The 24,438-nt window shown below is 43.7% G+C and carries 21 protein-coding genes and 1 pseudogene; 13 read left to right on the top strand and 9 right to left on the bottom strand.

What is annotated here, in order from left to right; genetic code table 11:
- Positions 1 to 145 precede the first annotated feature (145 nt).
- Complete coding sequence (acpP, locus tag RT084_RS09435) at positions 146 to 388, top strand: acyl carrier protein (protein ID WP_007115622.1); 243 nt, start codon at positions 146 to 148, stop codon at positions 386 to 388.
- Positions 389 to 471: 83 nt separating this feature from the next.
- On the opposite strand, the gene RT084_RS09430 is transcribed toward acpP, so the two are convergent.
- On the bottom strand, positions 472 to 1,269 hold the full coding sequence (locus RT084_RS09430; RefSeq protein WP_172460484.1) for a cytochrome C assembly family protein: 798 nt from the start codon (positions 1,267 to 1,269) through the stop codon (positions 472 to 474).
- Positions 1,270 to 1,434: 165 nt separating this feature from the next.
- Between RT084_RS09430 and ffh the strand changes: the two genes are divergently transcribed.
- Together ffh and RT084_RS09420 are read left to right on the top strand one after the other, a co-directional pair.
- Complete coding sequence (ffh, locus tag RT084_RS09425; RefSeq protein WP_219332179.1) at positions 1,435 to 2,901, top strand: signal recognition particle protein; 1,467 nt, start codon at positions 1,435 to 1,437, stop codon at positions 2,899 to 2,901.
- A 180-nt stretch (positions 2,902 to 3,081) separates the two neighbouring features.
- Positions 3,082 to 4,170 (top strand): sulfate ABC transporter substrate-binding protein, encoded by a 1,089-nt coding sequence (locus tag RT084_RS09420; protein WP_312385364.1) that lies wholly within the window; start codon positions 3,082 to 3,084, stop codon positions 4,168 to 4,170.
- A gap of 8 nt (positions 4,171 to 4,178) precedes the next feature.
- On the opposite strand, the gene RT084_RS09415 is transcribed toward RT084_RS09420, so the two are convergent.
- From RT084_RS09415 to RT084_RS09400, 4 genes and pseudogenes are all read right to left on the bottom strand, one after another.
- Positions 4,179 to 4,811: a regulatory protein RecX gene (locus tag RT084_RS09415; protein WP_312385363.1), complete on the bottom strand. Its 633-nt coding sequence runs from the start codon at positions 4,809 to 4,811 to the stop codon at positions 4,179 to 4,181.
- 105 nt (positions 4,812 to 4,916) lie between these two features.
- A complete protein-coding gene (gene recA, locus RT084_RS09410; protein ID WP_313099526.1) occupies positions 4,917 to 5,972 on the bottom strand; it encodes a recombinase RecA in 1,056 nt (351 codons plus the stop codon).
- A 475-nt stretch (positions 5,973 to 6,447) separates the two neighbouring features.
- Positions 6,448 to 8,079 (bottom strand): annotated as a pseudogene (locus RT084_RS09405) (acyl-CoA synthetase); the annotation flags it as partial.
- A gap of 154 nt (positions 8,080 to 8,233) precedes the next feature.
- The gene (locus tag RT084_RS09400) at positions 8,234 to 9,070 is read right to left on the bottom strand and encodes a DegV family protein (RefSeq protein ID WP_050324569.1); all 837 of its coding nucleotides are present in this window, start codon (positions 9,068 to 9,070) and stop codon (positions 8,234 to 8,236) included.
- Positions 9,071 to 9,375: 305 nt separating this feature from the next.
- On the opposite strand from RT084_RS09400, the gene RT084_RS09395 reads away from it, so the two are divergent.
- Complete coding sequence (locus RT084_RS09395) at positions 9,376 to 11,481, top strand: 2,4-dienoyl-CoA reductase FMN-binding domain-containing protein (protein WP_219332184.1); 2,106 nt, start codon at positions 9,376 to 9,378, stop codon at positions 11,479 to 11,481.
- 67 nt (positions 11,482 to 11,548) lie between these two features.
- Here the strand turns inward: RT084_RS09395 and RT084_RS09390 are convergent, their stop codons facing one another.
- Entirely contained in the window at positions 11,549 to 12,331 is a 783-nt protein-coding gene (locus RT084_RS09390) for a YbjN domain-containing protein (RefSeq protein ID WP_219332185.1), read from the bottom strand.
- A 285-nt stretch (positions 12,332 to 12,616) separates the two neighbouring features.
- Here RT084_RS09390 and ccmA point away from each other — a divergent pair, with 285 nt between their 5' ends.
- The 5 genes from ccmA to ccmE all read left to right on the top strand — a co-directional run bounded on the left by ccmA (position 12,617) and on the right by ccmE (position 15,752).
- Complete coding sequence (gene ccmA, locus RT084_RS09385) at positions 12,617 to 13,279, top strand: heme ABC exporter ATP-binding protein CcmA (RefSeq protein ID WP_312385362.1); 663 nt, start codon at positions 12,617 to 12,619, stop codon at positions 13,277 to 13,279.
- An 11-nt stretch (positions 13,280 to 13,290) separates the two neighbouring features.
- On the top strand, positions 13,291 to 13,959 hold the full coding sequence (locus tag RT084_RS09380) for a heme exporter protein CcmB (RefSeq protein ID WP_007117161.1): 669 nt from the start codon (positions 13,291 to 13,293) through the stop codon (positions 13,957 to 13,959).
- A gap of 105 nt (positions 13,960 to 14,064) precedes the next feature.
- Entirely contained in the window at positions 14,065 to 14,856 is a 792-nt protein-coding gene (locus tag RT084_RS09375) for a heme ABC transporter permease (protein WP_312385360.1), read from the top strand.
- 116 nt (positions 14,857 to 14,972) lie between these two features.
- Positions 14,973 to 15,182 (top strand): heme exporter protein CcmD, encoded by a 210-nt coding sequence (gene ccmD / locus RT084_RS09370; RefSeq protein WP_062332181.1) that lies wholly within the window; start codon positions 14,973 to 14,975, stop codon positions 15,180 to 15,182.
- Between the two features lie 84 nt (positions 15,183 to 15,266).
- Positions 15,267 to 15,752, top strand: a complete 486-nt coding sequence (ccmE, locus tag RT084_RS09365; RefSeq protein ID WP_040404183.1) for a cytochrome c maturation protein CcmE — start codon at positions 15,267 to 15,269, stop codon at positions 15,750 to 15,752.
- Positions 15,753 to 15,972: 220 nt separating this feature from the next.
- Here ccmE and RT084_RS09360 read toward each other — a convergent pair whose 3' ends face one another.
- The gene (locus RT084_RS09360) at positions 15,973 to 16,278 is read right to left on the bottom strand and encodes a hypothetical protein (protein WP_312385355.1); all 306 of its coding nucleotides are present in this window, start codon (positions 16,276 to 16,278) and stop codon (positions 15,973 to 15,975) included.
- A gap of 582 nt (positions 16,279 to 16,860) precedes the next feature.
- Here RT084_RS09360 and ypfJ point away from each other — a divergent pair.
- Complete coding sequence (ypfJ, locus tag RT084_RS09355) at positions 16,861 to 17,745, top strand: KPN_02809 family neutral zinc metallopeptidase (protein ID WP_313099513.1); 885 nt, start codon at positions 16,861 to 16,863, stop codon at positions 17,743 to 17,745.
- 123 nt (positions 17,746 to 17,868) lie between these two features.
- Here the strand turns inward: ypfJ and rho are convergent, their stop codons facing one another.
- Positions 17,869 to 19,137, bottom strand: coding sequence for a transcription termination factor Rho (gene rho, locus RT084_RS09350; RefSeq protein ID WP_060994528.1), 1,269 nt, complete (start codon positions 19,135 to 19,137; stop codon positions 17,869 to 17,871).
- A gap of 414 nt (positions 19,138 to 19,551) precedes the next feature.
- Positions 19,552 to 19,875 (bottom strand): thioredoxin, encoded by a 324-nt coding sequence (gene trxA / locus RT084_RS09345; RefSeq protein WP_036589854.1) that lies wholly within the window; start codon positions 19,873 to 19,875, stop codon positions 19,552 to 19,554.
- Between the two features lie 494 nt (positions 19,876 to 20,369).
- Between trxA and RT084_RS09340 the strand changes: the two genes are divergently transcribed.
- The 3 genes from RT084_RS09340 (at position 20,370) to tilS (ending at position 24,427) form a co-directional block, all read left to right on the top strand.
- Positions 20,370 to 21,893 (top strand): Ppx/GppA phosphatase family protein, encoded by a 1,524-nt coding sequence (locus RT084_RS09340; protein ID WP_313099509.1) that lies wholly within the window; start codon positions 20,370 to 20,372, stop codon positions 21,891 to 21,893.
- Between the two features lie 125 nt (positions 21,894 to 22,018).
- Entirely contained in the window at positions 22,019 to 22,828 is an 810-nt protein-coding gene (locus tag RT084_RS09335; protein WP_313099506.1) for an acetyl-CoA carboxylase carboxyltransferase subunit alpha, read from the top strand.
- Between the two features lie 114 nt (positions 22,829 to 22,942).
- Positions 22,943 to 24,427: a tRNA lysidine(34) synthetase TilS gene (gene tilS, locus RT084_RS09330; RefSeq protein ID WP_313099503.1), complete on the top strand. Its 1,485-nt coding sequence runs from the start codon at positions 22,943 to 22,945 to the stop codon at positions 24,425 to 24,427.
- Positions 24,428 to 24,438 lie beyond the last annotated feature (11 nt).

Here is a 24,438-nt window from a genome sequence, read left to right as displayed (position 1 = left end):
AAATGCAGTTTTTGAACTTAAAATACAGTTTTTGAAATAGTAACAGGTTGCATTATTTTATTTTGAAATAGGCAATGAGCATGATAATATGCTCTAATATGTAGTTTACTCGATATATCATATACCCCAATGCAAGGAGAGAAGCATGAGTAACGAAATCGAACAAAAAGTAAAAGCCGCAGTAGCTGAGCAATTAGGCGTGAATGCAGAAGACATCAAAAATGAATCTTCATTTATGGATGACCTCGGTGCAGATTCACTTGACCTTGTTGAATTGGTGATGTCTTTTGAAAACGAATTTGGTATTACCATTCCTGACGAAGACAGCGCACAATTGACCACGGTGCAAAGTGCTATCAGCTACGTACAATCAAAATTGGCTAACTAATTGCTAGTTATTTAATTTAGCCGCTTACTTATCACTTAGTTAAGCGGCATTTTACCCCAGTTTTAGCGATAAAATTGGGGTTTTTATTTGTTTAAAATCAGCTCCAACACAAACTTCGTCCCGATAAACGCCAAGCCAAGCAAAATCACACCATATAGCGTCATATTAGCCGCGCGTTGACCTCGCCAGCCAAAGCGCCAATGTCCAACCAATAACGCCCCAAATACCAGCCAAGACAACAGACTAAACACAGTCTTGTGTACCAAATGCTGCGCCAGTAAATTGGTAGTATCGATAAAGCCCAACAACAGCGAAATCGACAATAGGCCAAAACCGACAGTAATCATATCAAACAGCAAGGCTTCCATGCTTTGGAGTGAAGGGAGTTTATCGACCCAGACACGGTGAAAGGTTTGACGTTTGAGTTCGCTGATTTGTAGCCGTAGCATAATCGCGGCAATCGCTGCCATAAATAGTACCGAATAGGCAGCCAAAGACATGATGATATGGGCTTGTAAGATAGGACTGATGGTTGATAGCGGGTGATAGGGTGCATCGCCAAAAAAACCAATCATCATGCCCAAAAATGCCAACGGCGTTGCCAAAATCCCAAGCGGCAAAATTTGGCGATAAAGACAAAACCCCCAATAAAATAACAGCATAAACAATGTCGTCAACGACACGACATTAAAAATATTAAAGTTTAGCCCGCCTTGGGTAATGATATCAGGATATAACACCACCGCATGACCCAATAACCCAATCAGCAATTGCCCAAGCACCATGCTTTTACGGATGGGCTTTTGTTGCGTAACTGCCCACATCAAATAGACGGTAGTTAAGCCATAACAGACTAACGCAAGTACAAAGATTACAAACACCCTAGCCTCATCAAAAATCATCAAATACGTGCAAAATGCGATGGTTATACTAGCATGACCCATGCAACAAATCGCGATTTTATCGGTATTATATTAGCAGTTTTAGCTAATTTAGCATAAAATAGTAAGATTATAAAATTGATAGCAATAGATTAGAGAAATTATATGTTTGAAACCTTAACCGAACGCCTGTCGACGAGTTTACGTAGTATCTCTGGTACAGGGCAGCTAACTGAAGACAACATCAAAGACACCTTGCGTGAAGTGCGTATGGCACTACTAGAAGCTGATGTCGCCTTGCCAGTGACGCGCGATTTTGTGTCACGGGTAAAAGACAAAGCCCTAGGTCAAGAAGTCCTTAAAGAACTCGCCCCAGGTCAAGCCTTTGTTAAAATCGTCTATGATGAACTGACCGAGATGATGGGCAGTGCTAACCAATCACTTGAAATGACAGGCAAACCACCTGTAGTCTATCTACTAGCGGGTTTGCAAGGGGCGGGCAAAACCACCACAGCCGGTAAACTTGCCAAATATCTGCAAGAGCGCCATAAGAAAAAAGTCATGCTAGTCTCTGCCGACGTCTATCGCCCCGCAGCAATCAAGCAGCTTGAGCAAGTCGCTGAGCAAGTCAAAGCCAATTTTGTGCCATCAAGTGCTGACCAAAACCCGATTGATATCGCCAAACGCGCCATCGAACAAGCCAAAGTACAGTTTCAAGATATTTTGATTATCGATACCGCAGGTCGTCTGCACATCGACGAAGCCATGATGGACGAGATCAAAGCCTTAACCGCAGCCGTCACCCCGTCAGAAACCTTGTTTGTCGTTGACTCAATGACCGGTCAAGATGCGGCAAATACGGCAAAAGCCTTTAATGATGCGCTACCTTTGACCGGCATGATTTTGACCAAGACTGATGGCGATGCGCGCGGTGGTGCGGCGTTGTCGGTACGTGCCATCACCGGTAAACCGATCAAATTTTTGGGTCGTGGTGAAAAACTTGATGCGCTTGAGCCCTTCCACCCTGAGCGTGTGGCACAGCGTATCTTGGGCATGGGTGACGTGTTGTCACTGGTCGAAGAAGTCGAGCAAAAAATTGACCGCGAAAAAGCCGAAAAAATGGCGAAAAAAATCCAAAAAGGCGGCGAGTTTGACCTTGAGGATTTGCTAACCCAATTCCAACAAATGAAGAATTTGGGCGGCATGGCGGGCTTCTTGGATAAGATGCCAGGCATGAGCGGTGCGGATGTTCAAAAAGCGGTATCAGATGCCAAACCAGAAGAAAAGGTCAAAGAAATGGAAGCACTCATTCATTCCATGACCCCATTTGAACGTAAAAACCCCGATAAAATCAACCCAAGCCGTAAACGCCGTATCGCGGCAGGCGCGGGTAAAGACGTACAGCACGTCAATCAGCTGTTAAAGCAGCACAAGCAAATGGCAAAAATGATGAAGATGCTATCTGACCCATCGGGCATCAGCAAAATGATGAAAGCAGTGCAAGGGTTGACCAAAGGCATGGGCGGTGGCGGTGGTCCATTATTTGGACAAAACAACCAAGCAGGCGCAAATACCACGACAGTTAATGGTCAAGCCAATCCAGTTGCGCCAAAATTCAAAACCCGTTTTTAAAATTTTAATCGCAGGATTGTACTTTCAAAGCCCGTATGCATTACGGGCTTTTTTATTCAACTAAGGAATAATGAAAGTATTAAATATTCCAAGACAGTATAATTAAAAATCCTTACTATATTTTCAATCATTAAGCCATTGGATGTTTAGCTTGGCACTTTGAAAACTTATGAGGAAAACATGACAAACGCGACCCAAAATCACCCATTAATTACCCGTACGCAATCTAAAGGTAAAATCTTTGCATTAGCCGGCATCTCAGTGATGGCAGTGGCAAGCTTAACTGCCTGCCAAAAAGCCCCGCCCAAAAACGATAGCACGGCCAGCGCTTCAGCCGCTAACGGCAATGGTGTATCTTTGCTAAACGTATCTTACGATGTGTCCCGCGAGTTGTATAAAGAATACAACCCGATTTTTACGGGGCAGCAAAAACAGACCGTCACTATCCAGCAGTCGCATGGCGGCTCAAGTAAACAAGCCTTGAGCGTGGCCAATGGACTTAAAGCGGATGTGGTGACCATGAACCAAACCTCAGATATAGAACTGCTGGTGAAAAAAGGCTTGGTGGATAAAAACTGGCAACAAGCGTTTCCCAATAACGCGGTACCTTATACCAGCACCATGGTACTATTAGTTCGCAACAACAACCCCAAGCAAATCAAAGACTGGGATGACTTGGCAAAACCCGGTGTCAGTATCGTGATTGCCAATCCAAAAACCAGTGGTACAGCGCGATATGGTTTCTTGGGTGCGTATGGATATGGCTTGCACCACTTCAATAATGACGAAGCCAAAACCAAAGCGCTGGTGAAGCAAATTTTGAGCAATGTGGCAGTGTATGACAGTGGTGCAAGGGCAGCGACAACAAGCTTTTTACAACGAGAAATCGGCGATGTGCTGATTACCACAGAGAATGAAGCACAAATCACCAAAAAAGAATTTGCTGATAAAAACTTACAGATTGTTTATCCCAGTTATTCGGTCAAGATTAATAACCCTGTTGCTGTGGTGAATGCCGTTACCGAGCAAAAAGGTACCACTGAATTGGCCAAAGCCTATTTAAAAGGTTTGTGGGATACACCTGCCCAAGAGATTATGGCCAAGAATTATTTGCGTCCTGTGGATGCGGCGACTTTGGCAAAATACCAAAGCCAATTTCCTGCAATTGCCACGTTTGAGCCAAATCAAGTTTTTGGTAGCTGGGATGAGATTATGAGCAAGTTTTTTAAAGATGGCGCAATTTTTGACCAATTGGCGGTAAAAAAATAGCCGTTGCCCTAGCGATTGGCTAGGGTGGTTAAGTCATACTTTAAGGCATCAAAACACACATCGGCAGCAAAGCCCCGATATTGCAGAAATCGCAGTTGACGGGCTTTTTCTTTAGGCTCTGTCGGGATGGCATCACCGTATTTTCGTACCCGTGCTGCCACCGCTTGGGCAAGCCAATCCACTTCATAGGCATCATCTAGCTGCTCATTTGGCTTGTCTGATTCGATATCATTGAGTGATAGATCCTCAAAAAAATCATTGTGCGTCTCAATCCATGCATTAATCGCACTGACCGAACGGACGGTGGTTAATCCATGTTTTTTTAACGTTTGAAAAATCCGCTGGGTACCATGCTGCTTGCCGATACCTTCTTTGATCAATGCAGACGTCATACGCTCATCGCTTTGATAGCCTTCTGCTTCAAATTCGCTCAAAAGCGCTTCGATAGCCGCCGCATCACATCCTTTTGCCAGTAGTTTATCCCGCAGCTCTTTTTTAGACTGCTCACGCCGCCCAAGATAATAAAACGCGAGCCAACGCATGTAGCTCTCGGCTTTAAGCTTGTCATGGTAAGCTTGGCGTTGTTCATCAGTCATTAACTGATTTTCGATAGTTTCTAACAAGGATTTAGGATTTGGCATAGCGGTTTTAACCGTGACTAAAAAAAGCTAACAGGCTGGGGAACAAGTTGGACGGTTTAAAAACAAAAACCCCAGTAAAAACTAGGGTTTTGGTTAGCTAAGTAGTTATTGCATACCTTCGACAAACTCAGGGGGTTCAACGTCAAGGGCTTCTTCTGGTACAGGTTCGACATTACCAAGCTTAGCAGCACGCACTTTGGCTTCAATCTCTTGGGCGATTTGGGGATTTTCTTCCAAAAATCTAATGGCGTTGGCTTTACCTTGACCAATTTTACTGTCATTGTAGCTGTACCAAGCGCCCGATTTTTTGACCGCATCAATATCGACACCCAAGTCAACCACTTCACCTAGATGATTGGTACCTGTCCCATACATGATGTCAAATTCTGCTTGGCGAAACGGTGGCGCCAGTTTATTTTTGATTACCTTAACGCGGGTCTCAGAACCGACGATGTTTTCACCCTCTTTAACCGCACCAATACGACGAATATCCAAACGCACTGACGCATAGAATTTAAGGGCGTTACCACCCGTTGTGGTTTCTGGCGAGCCAAACATGACACCGATCTTCATACGAATTTGGTTAATGAATATCACCATACAATTAGAGCGTTTGGCGTTACCGGTGATTTTACGTAGCGCTTGGCTCATCAAGCGCGCTTGCAGACCCATGTGGCTATCGCCCATCTCGCCTTCAATCTCTGCACGTGGGGTAAGGGCGGCGACCGAGTCAACAACAATCATATCCACCGCACCTGAGCGCACTAGCATATCGGTGATTTCAAGCGCTTGTTCACCGTTGTCAGGCTGCGTGACAAGTAAAGCGTCGACATCAACGCCCAATTTTTTGGCATAAATAGGGTCTAGCGCATGCTCAGCATCGATAAAAGCACAAGTCCCGCCTTGTTTTTGACATTGGGCGATTGCTTGCAAGGTTAAAGTGGTTTTACCCGAACTTTCAGGACCATAAATTTCGACGATACGACCCTTTGGCAAACCGCCAATACCCAGTGCAATATCCAAACCCAATGAGCCTGTAGATACTACATCCACATTGATTTTTGCTGACTCATCACCTAGGCGCATGATGGTATTTTTACCAAATTGTTTTTCAATTTGTGATAAAGCGGCAGTTAAAGCTTTGGCTTTATTGTCGTCCATAAGGACTCCTTATTATAAAAAAGGTTGATAAAAAAAGTTAATAAAAAAGGGAAAAATATAAAAGTAGGGATAAGTTAAAAAAGAAGTGAATTGATAAGGCTATAATAACAAAATATACGAAAAATTATAGGATTAAATCACTGATATACGACATATATTGTCGCTTATGATTGTTAATAATTAATTAAAAATAACATGAGAAAATCTCTAAATAAATGGGTATTTTTTGGGTGTTTTCAAGGCATATTTTGCAAAAAAAATCCCCACTATAAAAGTGAGGATATGCAATACGAGTCGCCAATATTGAGGCTTAGTACGCCGCATCTTCTGATGAATCATTGGGTAGGGGTTGCGTGTTGCTAGGTATGACAGAGCTAGGTATGGCGGAGCTAGGCATGGCAGTGCTCGGATTGGAGTCGGCTGTCGCTGCCAAATAGCTTTGCGGATGATGGTGAGTGATTTTTGCTTCTTCATGTGCCAGTGAGCGCGCCGCTTGACGTAGCTCAAATTTTTGCACTTTACCCGTCGAGGTTTTTGGAATTTGCGCAAAAATAATATGTTTAGGCACTTGGAAGCCTGCCAAATATTTACGGCAATGGGCAATGATATCTTCCCGATCTAGCGTCGAGCCTTCGCGGATTTCGATAAAGGCTACCGGTACTTCACCCCATTTGTCATGGGGAGCAGCAACCACCCCACAGCTTTCTACTTCTGGCATACGATACAGTACGTTTTCTACTTCAATACTTGAGATATTCTCACCGCCCGAGATGATGATGTCTTTGAGCCGATCCATAATTTTGATATAACCATCCGAGTATTTGACGCCCAAGTCACCGGTCTTAAACCAGCCACCGTTAAAGGCTTCTGCGGTGGCCTTACGGTTTTTTAGATAGCCTTTCATCACCATATTGCCGCGGATAGCAAGCTCACCAATTTCGCTACCATCAGCTGCAACTGGGTTGGTGGTGCCTTGTTTGAATACATCAAACCCCGCTAGCAGATGTGAGTTCATGCCTTGGCGGGATTTTTTTTGCGCGCGTTCACTGACAGTCAAATCATCCCATTCTGGGCGCTCAACACACAAGGTGACGGGGCCATATACTTCTGTCAAACCGTAGACATGCGTGATTTTAAAGCCCATTTCTTCCATTTTGGCAAGCAAAGATTCAGGGGGTGGCGCGCCTGCAACATTACAACGTACTTCATGTTTGATGGCTTTTTTCAGCGCTTCATTACCATTGGCAATCATGTTGTGCACGATAGGTGCGGCGCTATAATGGGTGACTTTTTCATCGGCAATCAACCGTAAAATCAAATCAGCATCAATTTTGCGCAAGCACACATTGGTACCCGCGCGCTCGCCAATGCTCCAAGGAAAGCTCCAGCCGTTACAGTGAAACAAGGGTAGCGTCCATAAATACACAGGGTGCTTTGGCATATCCCAATCTAAAATATTAGAGACAGCATTTAAGGTCGCACCACGATGGTGATACACCACGCCTTTTGGGATGCCTGTGGTACCTGATGTGTAGTTGAGCGCGATGGCATCCCATTCATCAGTTGGTTTTTCCCAGTTGTCTAAGTCGGTTCCTGAGGCGATGAATTCTTCATACGTCATGTTGCCAAACTGTTCAGTGGGCGTGACAGCAGGGTCGGTGGCATGAATGATAATTAAGTTGGGAAATGACTCTTGAACCAGCGCAATATGCTGTTCAAACTCAGTATCGACAATCAATACTTTCGCTTCACTGTGCTGTAGGCAAAAGACCAAAGCATTGATGTCCAAACGGGTATTTAAGGTACATAGCACACCACCAGACATCGGTACGCCAAACGCGACTTCAACCATGGCTGGGGTATTGGGCAGTAGCACTGCAACAGTATCGTCTTTATCGATGCCCAGTTTTTTTAGGGCATCCGACATTTTGCGGCAGCGATTATAGGTTTCGCCCCAACTTTGACGTAGGTCATTGTGCTCATAATCTTTATACACTATCGCCGTTTGATCGGGATAGATGCTAGCAGTACGCTCAATAAAATCAATGGGAGTAAGCGGGGTATAGTTGGCAGGATTTTTTTCCAGCCCTGTATGGAAGTTTGGCATAACGACATCCCTGTAGTTAATAAATAAACGCCTTTATCATAACAAGGATTTTGACCAAATCCTATATATCAATCTGCTTTTTCACAAATATAAAAAAATGACAAAAACAGACAGCCCGCCTGTTATTTTATAAGCTAGCAAACCCAGTCAGGGTTTAGTCTTCGACAAATACGCAGCCAAGGGTGAACACACCGATATTTGCTATAGAGACACTGGCGGCAGGAAGAACTTCGGTGTTAACGTAACCGCGTGACGATAAATAGTTAAGTAGTGATTTAGTATGAGGGTTTAAATTACCGCTAAGCACATACATTGTACCTTTTTTACCATTGGCGGCGGTGATGGCAGCATCCGCGAGTCGCTCAATACATTTTTCAAAACTGCGCACCTTTTCAAAGGCGACCATTTGACCTGAGTCTTCCATTTTTACAATCGGTTTAATACCGAATAAATTGGCGAAAAAGCCGACTGGCGCTGAAATACGCTTGGTACGAATCATACCTTTAAGGTTATCAACTGCCAAATAGATATGGATTTTATCGCGCAGGCGGTTGATTTCGGTGATGATTTGTGGGACTTCCATGCCTTGTTTGAGTAAGCGTGAGGCTTCTTGTACAAGAACCGCTTCGCCATGTGAAATCGTGCGTGAATCATAGAGATAAATTTTCATGCGATGACTAAACATCGAGCTAATATTGAGCAAGTTATTGTAGGTTTGGCTTAAAGAAGAGGATAAACAGATGATTAAAACTTCTTGCACATCTTCTTTGATGAGTTGATAAAAGAATTCAATGAGCTGATTTTCAGTGGGCGCTGAGGTACTGATTTCGATATTGGGGTTATCGAGTAGAACACGCGACAGCCTATCTAGGCTTAGGTCTTGTCCATCTAGATAATTGGCACCGCCCATATGGATATTCATCGGCAACATTTTGACATTGTCTGGAATGCCAAGGTCGTCTAGACATGACGTGGACGTGCTAACAATCATTTTCTTCACAGTAATTTCCCTCCTGTTGTACTTTTATCCTAGCGTGATATTAACATTGTCGCAAAAATAAGCATGATTTTTTTGTAGACTCATCGGGACAAAATTTGCCTTATGCTTTCAAAGATGACTATTTATAATAGGTTGACCTAATTTTGGTTTGATGTATGCTTAAGGTATGTTGATATAGCTACATTGCGTGACCACATTGACGAATTGATTATGATAACGAACTCATTTACAAAATGACAAGATTAGTTGCTTAATGTGACCAAATAGTGAAAGGAAATTACTGCCAAGGATTATTTATGTCAAATAACAGCCAGATATCTACTCATAACACCCATTATCCGCATATTTTTGAACCCCTGGATTTAGGATTTACCACGTTAAAAAATCGTATTGTGATGGGCTCGATGCATACAGGGCTTGAAGATCGGTTCTTTAACTATCCAAAGCTAGCCGCTTATTTTGCCGAGCGCGCCAAAGGGGGAGTTGCCATGATGATCACGGGCGGTATCTCGCCCAATCATGAAGGTTGGTTAGTGCCGGCAGGCGGAACGCTCAATCACAAAGGCGATGTAGTCAATCATCGTAAAGTCACCAAAGCTGTGCACCAATATGACTGCAAAATCATCTTGCAAATTCTTCACAGCGGTCGCTATGGTTATCATCCATTGGCGGTATCAGCCAGTGCCATCAAATCGCCTATTTCACCCTTCAAACCTCGTCAAATGAGTGAAAAAAATATTTTGGCGACTATCAAAGACTATGCCAAAACTGCCAAACTTGCACAAATGGCGGGCTATGATGGCGTCGAAATCATGGGTTCAGAAGGCTATTTACTCAATCAGTTTTTAAGCAATCACGTCAATCAGCGCACTGACCAATGGGGCGGTAGTCTAGAAAACCGTATGCGTTTTGCTCTTGAAGTTATTAAAGCGGTACGCGAGGCGGTGGGAGAAGCGTTTATTATCACCTTCCGTTTATCGATGATTGACTTGGTGCCCGATGGCAACACCATGGATGAAGTCATTACTATCGCCAAAGCCATCGAAAAAGCTGGCGTGACCATAATAAATACGGGGATTGGCTGGCATGAAGCACGTATCCCGACCATCGTCACGTCAGTGCCACGCGCAGCGTTTGCCGATGTGATTGCTGAAGTCAAACGCCACGTGACTATTCCTGTGATTGCTGCCAACCGTGTCAATATGCCAGAGACTGCCGAGCAGCTGCTAGCAGAGAACCAAGCTGACTTGGTACAAATGGCGCGTCCGTTCTTGGCAGACCCAGACTGGGTGGCAAAAGCCAGTTTAGGACAAACTGACTTAATTAATACCTGTATTGGCTGTAACCAAGCGTGTCTAGATCATACATTTGACAATAAACGCTCAACTTGTCTGGTCAACCCCCAAGCCTGTTATGAAACCGAACTGGTCTATAAACCTGCCAAAAAAGCCAAAAAAATTGCCGTAGTGGGCGCAGGCATGGCAGGGCTATCAGCGGCGACGGTCGCCGCCAAACGCGGTCATCAGGTCACTTTGTTTGAAGCACAGGATAAAATCGGCGGACAGTTTAACTATGCCAAAGTGATTCCAGGTAAAGAAGAGTTCTTTGAAACCATCCGCTATTTTACCAATTTGGTGGACAGTTTAGACATTGAGCTCAAACTCAATCATAAAGTAAGCAAAGAGGAACTAGAGTCAGGTCAGTTTGATGATGTGATTATTGCGACAGGCGTTGTTCCACGGGCGCTTGACTTTGAAGGGGTGGAGTTACCGCAAGTAATGAGCTATGCCGAATTGCTATCGGGTCAAAAAGTCGCAGGTAAGCGAGTCGCGGTAATCGGTGCAGGCGGAATTGGTTTCGATGTTAGCGAATATTTGACCTCCACCCATGTGAAACCGTTTGAAAAAGATGCGCAAGGCAAGGTGATTTATCAACCCCATCCGCAAAGCGTAGCCTCATGGAAACGTGAGTGGGGTGTGGACACCAACCCACACTATGACAGCGAAGGTGGACTGGTAAAACCAGAGCCCATTACCCCGACCCGTGAAGTGTATTTGATGCAGCGTAAAAAAGGTCGCTTGGGGGCAGGTCTCAATAAAACCTCAGGCTGGGTGCACCGTGCTCATATCAATAAGCATGGCGTCAAACAGGTGAGCGGCATTGGCTATGAGAAAATTACCAATGAAGGCATTTGGATTACTAACCCAGACGGTCATAGCCAATTATTGCGCGTTGATAGTATCGTTATCTGCGCGGGGCAAGAATCGGTCAATGACTTGATGCCTGCGGTGGGTGATGACTTGACAGCCCAATATCACTTGATTGGTGGGGCAAAATTGGCAGGCGAATTGGACGCTAAACGTGCCATTCGCGAAGGCGCGGAAGTCGCTGCCATGTTGTAGCAGCTTTTACTATCTCATAAAAAAGGCGATGAATGAATGTCATCGCCTTTTTTATGTTGGCCGCTTATTATTGAATGGCATCAGACGCCAAGAAAAAATTGCGGGCTTGCTGAGAGTCAATCAGCTTGTCTACCGCACCTTGCAAATCATGCGTAGTATGGGGCTGCTCAATCATCTCGCGAATGGTGTCATACAGCCGTGAAAACAACGAGAAATTACTCTGTATCAAATAACTCATAATTAACTCGCTCACCCCCGTCACCTCCAAATCAAGCGACGTCTTAAAGCGCAGCTCGCCGTCCATCACATCCATTTCCAAATTACCAATCATCAAATCATAATTTAGATAAGCCAGCATGGCGAGCATCTCAGGACGATTGGCTTCAGCAATCGCCGTAGGATAAATACTGTACACCGCAATCAATTGCTGCTCACTAAAAAAACGAATCATACAACCCCAATGCCGCTCTTTATCTGACACTTGCATCGTATAATGATGAATGCTTTGCTCATCTTGTTCGCTGGCAGGGTGATACATAAATTGATAACCCATACTGGCTAAGATATGCTCTATGTCATCGGGGGTAATCGGTTGTAGCTCGAATTCGTCATCTGCATTTAGCGCGTCACTGGCTAAAATCGGTTCATCTTGTGAATGGCTATCCTCATCAAACGCTGGATTGATTCGATTTTTAGTAAAAGGCTGATAGCCAGTAGCTTCGGTATGCTCGCCTGACTCAGCACAATGACTAGGGTCAGTTGTTTTATCGGCTACAGGGAGCGGCGCTGATTTTTCAGCAGTAAAGAACAGTTTTAGGCGTTGCCATAAACGCTTCGGATTTTTGGACATTGATTTCACTTACCCAACAAAAAATAGCTAAAAATAGAAAGAAAAACGAAAAGCAGAACAGTTAAAAAATAAAAAAAGTTAACAAACAGGTTGGTAAAACTTTGACGCTATCACCAAGCTTTATATGGATACTTTATATTGATAATAGCAAAGACCTGTCGCAAGTTAGTATATAATAAGCGTTCTACACAACTTTAGCCAATTATCTATACAATGGGTATAGGGCTGTGATTTATCAATTTAATCTGTTATCTATTTAATGACTTGCAAATTTTAACCAATGCTATGCCAAATCCAACACCCACTGCTATACCTACCTTAACGACCAGTTCGCTGCTAAACTGTCACAATGTCACTATACAACGTGGCGAATTTCCGCTGTGTGAAGCGGTGAATTTGGTGCTAAACCGTGGCGATATTTGTCATTTGGTGGGTGAAAATGGCACTGGCAAAACTACATTTTTGATGCAGCTTGCAGGGTTGATTCCTGTTTTAACCGGTGATATTAGCTGGCAGGGCAAGGCAGGGCTACCTGTGCAGCCATTTTATGTGGCGCACCAATTGGGTATTCATTTGCAACTCACCGTTGAGCAAAATTTGCGATTTTTGTTAGCCTTGTATGGTATCAAACCAAGCGCAGATGCTCTTGAGCAAGCACTCGATTGGGTTGGGTTAGCAGGTTATGAGAAAATCAACTGCTATCAACTCTCGGCAGGGCAGACGCGCCGCGTGGGTTTGGCACGCTTGCTGTTTGCGCTGGAGTATGTAGCGCAATTTCCTTGCTGGCTACTTGATGAGCCGCTGACCGCGCTTGATGTCAATATGATTGCCAAAATTGAACACTTGATGCAGACATTCGTTCAGCGCGGCGGGGCAGTGCTCATGACCAGCCACCAAACTGTCGCCGTCGCCAACAAGCAATTAGATTTAACTTTGTATATGGTTTAGGGGCAACTGCAATGATTGATTTTTCTGCCCTGTGGCAACGCGAATGGCAAATCAAACAGCAAAACAAAGTGCAGTGGTTATATCCACTGGTGTTGTTTTTAATTATCATCACCTTATTTCCACTGGCGATGGGCACCGAGCCAAAATTACTGCAGCAACTGGGCGTGCCTGCGGTATGGATTGCAGCGTTATTGTCGCTGATTATGGGTATGGAAAACTTATTTCGCCCAGCCCTCGATAACGGTACACTGGCGCAATTGGTTGTCGCTCGTGCCTCGATTCCCACTTGGGTACTAGTACGGCTCATCGTGCATTGGCTAACCAGTGCGGGTATGGTGTGTCTGCTCGCATTTTTGGCGATGCCGCTTTTTGGTTTGACGAGCCAAGCAGCCATTGCCCTGAGTGCTTCTATTTTGGTGGGCAGTCCGATTTTGTTGTGCTTATCAGCGATTGCCAGTAGCTTGACATTATCGCTAAAAAACGGCGCGGTGTTGGTGCCATTGATTTCGTTACCGATGCAGCTCCCTGTGCTGATTTTTGCTACGGGGGCAGTGGGGCAATTTGCCATGGGGCTGAACGGTTATCCGATTTTAGCACTATTACTGGCGGGCAGTATTTTGGCAGTCATCGTCACGCCTTTTGTGATTGCATTTTCATTAAAACTGGCTTGGTTAAGCTGATGATTTTTAGATGAAAAAATCCCCAAATACCAGTAAAATAAGCGAACAAATATCTTATTGTTGATGGCTTACATTCATTTTAGAAAAAAAAGCAAGGCGCATTCCATGGCAGAAATTACCCCAAACGTTGGCAAAAATGGCTTTTTTTCTCGCCTTTGGCAAGGATTTCTTAAAACTGTTGGCACCAAAGAGTTTTATCGTATTTTTGCCCCTTGGGTGAGATATTTAGCTGTCATTGCTGCGCTGCTATTAGCGGTGGGTGCCGTTTGGGGATTAGCGTTTGCGCCTCCTGACTATTTGCAAGGCAATAGCTATCGCATTATCTTTATCCATGTCCCCACTGCCAGTCTAGCCATGTCAATTTATTTGGGCATGGCAATTTTAGGGGTGATTTTTTTGGTCTGGAAAATTAAAACCGCCAATTTGGTTGCCCAAGCGATTGCGCCGATTGGCTTCATGCTTTGTGTGTTAAGTTTACTTACAGGCTCTATTTGGGCAAAGCCTACTTGGGGCACATACTGGGTATGGGATGCGCGTCTCACTTCTATGCTGATTTTGGCGTTTTTATACGCAGGCGTGATGGCGCTATTTGCTGCATTTGAATATACCGCTAGTCGTGGTAAAGCGGCGGCGATTTTATCGATTGTAGGTGCGGTTAATTTGCCGATTATCAAATATTCTGTCAATTGGTGGAACACCCTACACCAAGGCTCGACATTTACCGTAACTGAGCGTCCAAAAATGCCGCCTGATATGTATATTCCGCTGTTGCTGATGATGTTAGGCAGTTATTTTTTGGTGGCTGCGCTTACCATCTATCGTACCAACACCTTGATTTTGCAACGCGAAAGTAGCAAACAGTGGGTGATTGATGAGTGCAAACGACTATATCGTTAAAGTGTTATCGTTAGAGCCTGCTTATTGACATAAAGTATCGCCATTTAACTAGCGATAGCTTTAATCCTATGCCATCAATCTATTCTCTAAACCTACATTCAAACCTGAGGTGACCAATGAGCCCGTATTTTCGTAATTTTGCCGAGTTTATCGCCATGGGTGGGCATGGTAGTTATGTGTGGTCAACTTGGCTACTGACTTTACTAGGCATTATCGCGCTCGTCTTTTTTAGTCGTAGTCAGCGTAAAGCGACCTACCGAGATATCACTACCCAGCAGGCGCGCCAACAACAGCGTCATCAACGTACGGCTAAGGGCAGCGGATAATAGTATTTATCGCCCTAATCAGTGTTATAATAGACAAGTAGCCCCATAGGGTGTGGTTCATCAAAAGTGAGATGAAAAAAAGCGATGAATAAAGTACGACAAAAAAAATTAATGTGGGTAATGGCAACCTTATTTGGCGCAATCATTGCCGTCGTCCTTGTAATTTATGCGGTAGGACAACAAACCGACTATTATTTTGACCCCACAGCCATTAGTCAAGGCAAAGCACCTGAAGATACCCGTATCCGAGCAGGGGGCATGGTCGTGCGTGGTAGTGTCGAGCGAGATAGCACAGACCCACTCAATGTCAAATTTAAAATCACCGATTTTAAATCCACCGTACCGGTATCTTATAAAGGCATCTTACCAGATTTATTTGCCGAAGGTTCGGGCGTGGTAGCTACGGGTTCGCTTGAAGGCAATACTTTTGTAGCAAGCGAAGTATTAGCAAAGCATGATGAGAATTATATGCCGCCTGAAGTGGCAAAATCACTAAAAACGCAGCATCAAGCCAATGGCACTGATGTCAACCAAGCGCAGTTTATGCCAGCTACCCCTGTTAAACAATAAATTCACTTAGCTAAAAAGCCACTTAGGTAAAAAATTAATTAGCTAAAAAATCAGCGGGCTAAGAAAGCCATGTAGCTAAAAAAGTGGGCATTGACCCACTTTTTTAATATCTAAATAATGTTAAAAATTTTATGCCATACAAAATCTTTAACCATAAAATTTTTAAGCATAAAAAAAGGAAACCGCTCGGGTTTCCTTTTTGTTCAGTTTAAAAAACTGATTATTTTGCAGCAGATGCAGAAGCGTCAGCAACGGTTGCAGCAGCAGAAGCGGCAGCGTCAGCAACAGCAGAAGCTGGTGCGGCAGCAGATGCAGTGTCTACAACAACAGTAGAAGCGTTAACAGTTGCAGCAGATGCAGTTACTGCTGGTGCAGAAGCTTCAACAGTGGTAGTAGTTGATGAAGCAACTGTAGTTGAAGCAGTGGTAGAGGCAGCAGCTGGTGCAGCTTCTTCTTTTTTGCTACATGCAGTCATAGCTAAAGATGCAGCAACTAGACTTGATACAGCGATTAATTTAACGTTCATTACGTGTTCTCCTAAAGAAAATAACCCCGTATTCACTCGACGATACTCTAAATAAAGAGTTTATTTAGAATTAAAGACACACGGGACATGAAACTGGCAATATTGTAGCGGAAACTTAGTCAAGATAGAATAACTTTCGCATAAAAAAATATAATAAATCTGATAAAAGGTTGTAACAAAATAACACCGCAATCACAAATACAACTTTTTAGACTCATTAATATCGTACGAAAAAGATATCTTTTTTAGCTTTTCGCGGAAAATGACGTATTATACGCATAAAAATATGGCAAAGATATCTTTATTTTTGTAAATTTACAAAATTTTTTTGTTTTAGCGGTCTATTGGATATAATTAAAAAATAATTTTTTATGGTGATAATTGCTTAATCTTAATAAGATTTCTAAGGCTTTGATGGGTAGATAAGTTACATTAGTTGCATATTATTAGGGTTTATTTTCAAAAATCTGTATAAAACTACGATTTCACACAGTAATTTTTAGGCAAAATGCTACAATGCCAAAATAAGCATATTATATGAGCATATTATAAAAGCAAGACAGTATTTAAGGAGGTAGTGGTATGAAGTGGGAAGATCGTGGCGGTAGTTCGAATGTATTGGTCAGCGGCGGTAAAGCCGTGGGTGGCGGTATTGGTACTATTATCATTGGTTTGATTTTATGGCTGGTGTTTGGTATGAATCCTATGACTGCGATGCAAACAGGTTCTGCAATCACAGGTGGCAATAGTAGCGGTCAACAAACCCTTGACCAGCAAACGGCTGACCGCGACCAAAAATTTGTCTCAGTGGTGTTAAAAGACACGGAAGAAGTGTGGGGTCAGATTTTTAGTGAAAACAATATGCAATACCAACAGCCTAAATTAGTGTTATTTAATGGTATGGTACGTTCGGGTTGTGGTAATGCGTCTTCAGCGACAGGGCCTTTTTACTGTCCTGCTGACCAACGCATCTATCTTGATACCAGTTTTTTCCAAGAAATGCGCCAAAAACTGGGTATCACAGGTGACCAAAATGGTTCAGGTGATGCACAAAACCAAGGTAAAGCAGGTGACTTTGCACAGGCTTATGTCATTGCTCACGAGGTGGGTCACCATGTACAAAATCAGTTAGGTATTAGCCAAAAAGTAGATGAAGCCAGTCGCCGTGCCACGCAAGCGCAAGCCAACAATTTATCAGTGCGTCAAGAACTACAAGCGGACTGTTTTGCGGGTGTTTGGGCAAACCGTAACCAACAACGTGTTCAATTCTTAGAGCAAGGCGATATTGAAGAAGCGATTAATGCGGCGGAGCAAATCGGTGATGACCGTTTGGCCCAAGCCAGTGGTCGTGCCGCTGTCCCTGATAGCTTTACCCATGGTACCAGTCAACAACGTATGACGTGGTTTTCACGCGGTTTAAAATCGGGTGATATCAACCAATGCGATACTTTTAGTGGTGCAATTTAAGTAGCGTTGCGATTTAAGCCCAAAGGACGCCAATAAAAAAGACACCAACAAAAAGCTCAACACCAGGTTGAGCTTTTTCATTTCTATGAGTCAGCTAATTAACAGGATTAAGCGGTAACATGATTAAGATTTATCTTTACGCGTCATTTGCTCAAAGAATTCATCATTGGTTTTTGAGTCTTTAAGTTTTTCTAGCAAAAATTCGGTAGCTTGTAGTTCATCCATGGGGTGTAGCAGTTTGCGCAGAATCCATACTTTGCGTAGCATCGCTTCATCCATCAAACGCTCTTCACGGCGAGTGCCCGATTTTTTGATATTGATGGCAGGGAATACCCGTTTTTCGGCAATGTCTCGCTCAAGGGTAATTTCTTGGTTACCTGTCCCCTTAAACTCTTCATAAATCACCTTATCCATGGTACTGCCTGTGTCAATCAAAGCGGTTGAAATAATGGTCAAGCTACCGCCTTCTTCGACATTACGTGCGGCACCAAAAAAGCGTTTTGGGCGTTCTAGTGCATTGGCATCCACCCCACCAGTCAATACCTTACCCGATGAAGGCAATACCGTATTATAGGCGCGGGCTAAACGCGTAATGGAATCGAGTAAAATCACCACGTCTTGTTTGTGCTCAACCAAGCGTTTGGCCTTTTCAATCACCATTTCGGCGACTTGTACGTGACGGGTTGGCGGCTCATCAAAGGTCGATGCGACCACTTCACCACGCACCGTACGCTGCATTTCGGTCACTTCTTCAGGACGCTCGTCAATGAGCAGCACGATGAGATAACATTCTGGGTTGTTTTTGGTGATGGATTGCGCGATAGATTGTAGCAGTACAGTTTTACCCGCTTTTGGTGGGGCGACAATAATCGAGCGTTGTCCTTTACCAATCGGGGCAATCAAGTCAATGATACGGCCGGTTAAGTCTTCTGTGGTACCGTTACCCAGTTCTAGGCGAAGCTGCTGGGTGGGGAAAAGTGGGGTTAAATTTTCAAAAATCAGTTTGTGGCGAGAGCGGTCTGGGGTATCGAAGTTGATTTCGTTAACTTTTAATAGGGCAAAATAACGCTCAGAATCCTTGGGTGGGCGAATCGTCCCTGCGATTGAGTCACCCGTCTTGAGATTGAAACGGCGAATTTGGCTCGGACTCACATAGATATCATCGGGACCCGCTAGGTAAGAGCCTTCCGACGATCGTAAAAAACCAAAGCCATCGGGCAAAATCTCAAGCACGCCATCCCCATAGATAGCTTCACCGTTTCGGGCGTGGGTTTTTAAAATGGCAAAAATGATATCTTGTTTGCGACTACGGGCCATGTTTTCTAGACCCATTTGCTCGCTAATCAACAACAATTCAGCAATCGATTTTTTCTTGAGTTCAGTCAAATTCATAGGTAAATCATCAATAACTAATTTTGAACCACCTCAAAACGTGAGTCGAGCAAAGGCGCTGCATCGTTTTAAGACAGTAGGGTGTGAAGAGAATATAAAGAGAAAAAAATAGAAACGTTTGAAATGATTAACTGAGCGTTGCAAACAGACAATACCAAGTACTAAACCAAATAATAGTAAATGCCTGCTAACGTAACGTTAAGCATATCGATAAGATAGTTATTTTGTGAGACACACTATACGACTTGACATATTCATTTGTCAATGTATGGGCATAAAAAACCGCGATTTTTTTACTCACAAGTATCAAAATCGCGGCGAATCTCACTGGTAATTATCAAAAAAATATACCGTTACCAATATAAAAATTCAATTTAACCTATTAACCTACGCTAATGATTCTTACCCTAGCGATTATAAGTGTTTGTTGATAAGAGCAGTCAATTGGGCTTTTGGTTGCATACCCATAGTAGCATCCACTTTTTCACCGTTTTTGAACATAAATAAGGTAGGGATACTACGGATACCATATTGTGCAGCTAGGTTTGGATTTTGGTCAACGTCGATTTTAACAATTCGCGCTTTACCCTCATATTCTGAAGAAAGCTCGTCTAATACAGGGGCAATGGCTTTACATGGACCACACCAAGTTGCCCAAAAATCAACCAATACTGGGGTATCTGATTGTAATACTGCTTTTTCAAAAGTACCTTCATCGGCATGAATAACTGAAGACATAGTAACTCCTACGTGTTGATGTTGTTAACTGTTAGGTTTTGGATTACGGTTAAGTAATGACCCAAACGCTTGTTTTTGCCCAGTGCTTGTTTTTGCCTAATAAAAAAATCTTAATATTGGATACAATCAAACAGTGATAGAAACAATGATAGGATAATGAAATCTATTAAACAGACACCCAACGGCAAATTAATTTATAGTGATTATTATGATAGGGTCATCTTAGCATAACACAACCCCAAAACAGGGTATGGCTATGGTTAATTGTTTTGATAGTTATGATAAGAAACATTAATGGTATCTAACTAATCGTATCTAAATGATTGTAACGATAGAATTTTTTAGAAAATATTAAAGTCAATTTTTTTCATCAATGGACAGGTATCGCGGGAGGCAAAAGTTGCAGTTGCAATAAAATGGCTTTTACTCAGGGGTGAAAATGCGTAAAATGGTGTCTAATCGAATTATTGACTTTAACCGACACTAAGTGACATATGCCTGACTTACTTGCTAACAACGAACTTATGGCCGCCATTGATATTGGCTCAAATAGCTTTCATCTTGCCATCGCGCGGTTAGACCATGGGGAAGTACGCAAATTAGCATCAATGTCAGAAAAAGTGCAGCTTGCCGCTGGACTTGATGAAAACAACTATTTGTCGCTTGAGGCACAAAAACGCGGGCTGGATTGTTTGACCCGTTTTGTTGGACGACTAGACGCTGTTTCCCCACAGCGGTTACGGATTGTGGCTACCAATGCCCTGCGCCAAGCCAAGAATGCGGATGAATTTATTCGACAAGCCAATTTAATTTTACCCAAACCCTTAGAAGTCATTGCTGGGCGAGAAGAAGCGCGTCTAATTTATTTGGGAGTTTCTCATACCAATGCCAGTACCGACAAACGCTTGGTGATTGATATTGGGGGTGGTTCGACGGAGTTTATTATTGGTAAAGGCTTCGACCCAATTTTGACCGAAAGCCTACAGATGGGCTGTGTTGCCTTTACCAAATCCTATTTTACTGACGGCGCTATCACCGAAAAAGCGTTTGAAAAAGCGATTGCTGCGGCGAGAAAAGAAGTGCTTGGCATTAGCCGTTTGTACCAAAAAACGGGTTGGGACAGTGTCACGGGCTCAAGCGGCACGATTAAAGCGGTCAATCAAATTTTGCTGCAACTTGGGCTTGCCGATGAAAATGCTCGGGTAACCTACAGCGGTGTCAAAGAAATTCAAAAATTACTGATTAAAGCAAAACATATCGACAATATTGATTTTGCCGATATTAAAGACACTCGTAAAGCAGTGCTGCCGGCTGGTGTCGCGGTGCTGTTGGCAGCGATGAATGTTTTGGGCATTGATACCATCTCTTATTCAGATGGTGCGCTGCGCGAAGGCGTCATGTACGATATGCTCGGGCGTTTTGCCAGTGAAGATGTGCGCGATCGCAGTGTACAAGCCTTGATGACGCGTTATTCGGTGGATAGAAAACAAGCAAAACGTGTGGTAGGTACCGCGCAGCAGCTGTTTGACCAAGTGAAAAACCGCTTGGGGCTTGATGAAGAAGACGCGGATTTACTTCGCCGTGGTGCCTATTTATATGAAATTGGTCTTGCCATCAGCCATAGTAGCTATCACAGGCACAGTGCCTATTTGCTGGAAAATTCGGATATTGATGGGTTCTCACAAGTCGATAAAACACGCTTGTCGCAGCTCGTCATGCACCATCGCCGTAAATTAAAACCTGATAGTTTTGATGAAGTCAAAATGGTGGGCGGTGACAATCTGGTGTATTTAACCCTGATTTTACGCCTAGCGGTACTGGTGCATCACAGCCGTAGCAAACATGATACGCTACCGATTCAGCTAGCGGCTAAAGATAACCATACTTGGGAAGTTTCGGTAAATTTAGCCGATGATAACGCAAGTCTTGTGCTATCAGATTTGCAAGATGAAATTGATATTTGGCAAAAGTGGGGCATGAGCTTATCCGTTGCCACTTATGAGCCAGCTATTGGGTAAGTAAATAGTTAGATAAACAGCTAAGTAAATAGCTAAGCAAATTTTTAAATTTTAAATTAAGAGCTTAGGTCTGTCATACGATATTAAGATGACAACAGTCGCAATAAAACAAGGGAATAACGACAATGAGTGTCTGGGAAAAAGTACAGCTTGCACGTCATGCAAAACGACCATTATTTTTGGATTATGCCAACCAGCTGTTCACGGAATTTGATGTGCTGCAAGGGGATCGCGCGTATGCCGATGACAAAGCGATTTTGGGGGGCATGGCGATGTTTAACGACCAGCCTGTCATGCTGATTGGTCAACATCGCGGTCGCAGCACCCGTGAGCGTATTGAGTACAATTTTGGTATGGCAAACCCAGAAGGCTACCGCAAAGTAGTTAGACTGGTGCAAATGGCAGAACGGTTTAAATTGCCGGTGTTGACCTTTATTGATACCCAAGGCGCATATCCTGGCGTAGGTGCAGAAGAGCGTGGTCAAGCGCAAGCGATTGCCCAAAGTATTGCGGTATTTTCATCCTTGAATGTGCCTGTGATTGCCACGGTAATCGGTGAAGGGGGTTCAGGCGGTGCATTGGCGATCGGCGTCGCTGATCGTATCAATATGCTAGAAAACAGCATTTATTCTGTGATTTCGCCTGAAGGTTGTGCATCGATTCTATGGAAAACGGCTGAAAAAGCGCCCCAAGCCAGTGAGGCGTTGAAACTCAGTGCGACAAATTTAAAATCTCTTGGCTTAATTGATGAAGTGATTGGGGAAGGCGAGGGCGCGCATATTAACAGCGATGTGGCTATGACCAACCTTAAAGCCACGCTCGAGCAACAGCTAGCACAGCTTGAAAAGCTTGATGAGCAAACGCGTCTGCAACAACGCTATGAAAAATTGATGAGCTTTAATTCTACGGTGTCATTACCAAAAGCCTCTGCTTAATTATCAGTGATTTAACCTATTTTAATGACTCATGGGCGTTTATTGAGGCGCCCATTATTTTATCGCATTTGTTTTATCTCACTGTTTTTCTCTTGCCGCATGAGCTTGAGCACTATGTCGTCTATCCCTATGTCATCTGTCATTGAAGCGATTAAGCAAAGTTATCAAACCCATATCAACCCGCACCCCAAGGCTGCCACTAAAATTTATATTGCGTGCAGTGGCGGGCGAGACTCGATGGCATTACTGTTCGCCTGTCAGCAGCTACAACTACCGATTCATGTGATTCATATCAACCATAAATTGCAAAAAGTCAGTGATGACTGGCAACAACTGGTAGAAGCTTATTGCCACAAGCACCACATCGACTATGACAGCGTTTGTATCGATTGGCAATCGCAGCAAATTTATGCCGCCGATAGTACAATCAGCCAAGAACAACAAGCCAACGAACAACAAATCGGCACACAACAAGCAAATGAACAACAAGCCAGAACCGCTCGCTATCGTGCCATCATACAGATTGCAGGCGAAAACGCTATTGTTGCCTTGGCCCATCACGCCAACGATCAGGTCGAAACCTTGTTGATGAACCTATGCCAAGGAACAGGGTTGGCAGGGCTGACGGGTATGACGGCATTTGCGGTGCAACACGAATTTGGCAAACCCATTTGGTTATGGCGTCCGTTGCTTGGAGTAACGCGTGATGAGATTAGCGACTTTGTAGTGGCGCAACATATCCCTCATGTCGATGATCCTACCAATTTTGGCGTAGCTAATCAGCGCGCTTTTTTACGTAATCAGATTTTGCCACTCCTTGATGAGCGCTTTCATAAAGTAGTGCAAAATATCACCCGCACCCAGCAAAACCTAACCGAAGCGCATCACATAGTCGATGACCAATATCAACAAGATTTGGCGCTATGTCAGCGCTCAAATGGCTGGACAAGTCATCAGCAATGTTTGCATATCCCCAATCTAAAATCATTGAGCCAAGCAAGACGCTTTAATCTATTGCATCATTGGGTCAAAGGCTCACAAAAATTTGCCCCCACTCGGCGATTGATTGTACAAATTGAGCAGTTACTACAATCAGCGCAAACAGACCAGCAAGCGATTTTGCAGTGGCAGGGGATTGAGATTAGAAAATACCGCGATACGTTATACCGTCTTGATGCCGATTATGTGAAGGCGATTCATGGCAAGTCAGATAACAAGGTATTAGCCAATTTGACTGCTGATGTGGGGCTATCTGAGGAATTATCTGTGGGGCTATCTCTAGAATTGGCGCTTGCTATCAGAGCCGTGTTGCCCAATGAGTCTTTTCAATTATTGTCACAATCTTTTCACCAATCGTTTAAAAAACTGTGCCAACGATTTGATATTCCTAGCTGGGAGCGACAATTTGCCAAAGTGGTCATTATGGATGACAACAATGAAAAGGCACCCATTGCATCTCAAACACCAAAACGGTTTGCTTTATTATTGCCGAATATCAGTGTTTGGCTGGCAGATGCCGGTGAGCTGAATTTGGCTACCCAAGCAGCTTGTCCGTGGCACTTGGTTTGGACAGACAGTCTTGATAGTGAATCTCATTGATTTAAGCCTGT

Source organism: Moraxella sp. CTOTU48717, from assembly GCF_032057165.1.
GTDB classification, from domain to species: Bacteria; Pseudomonadota; Gammaproteobacteria; order Pseudomonadales; family Moraxellaceae; genus Faucicola; species Faucicola tetraodonis.
The sequence above is the reverse complement of the archived record's forward strand: the minus strand, read 5'-3'. Positions and strand labels throughout refer to the sequence as shown.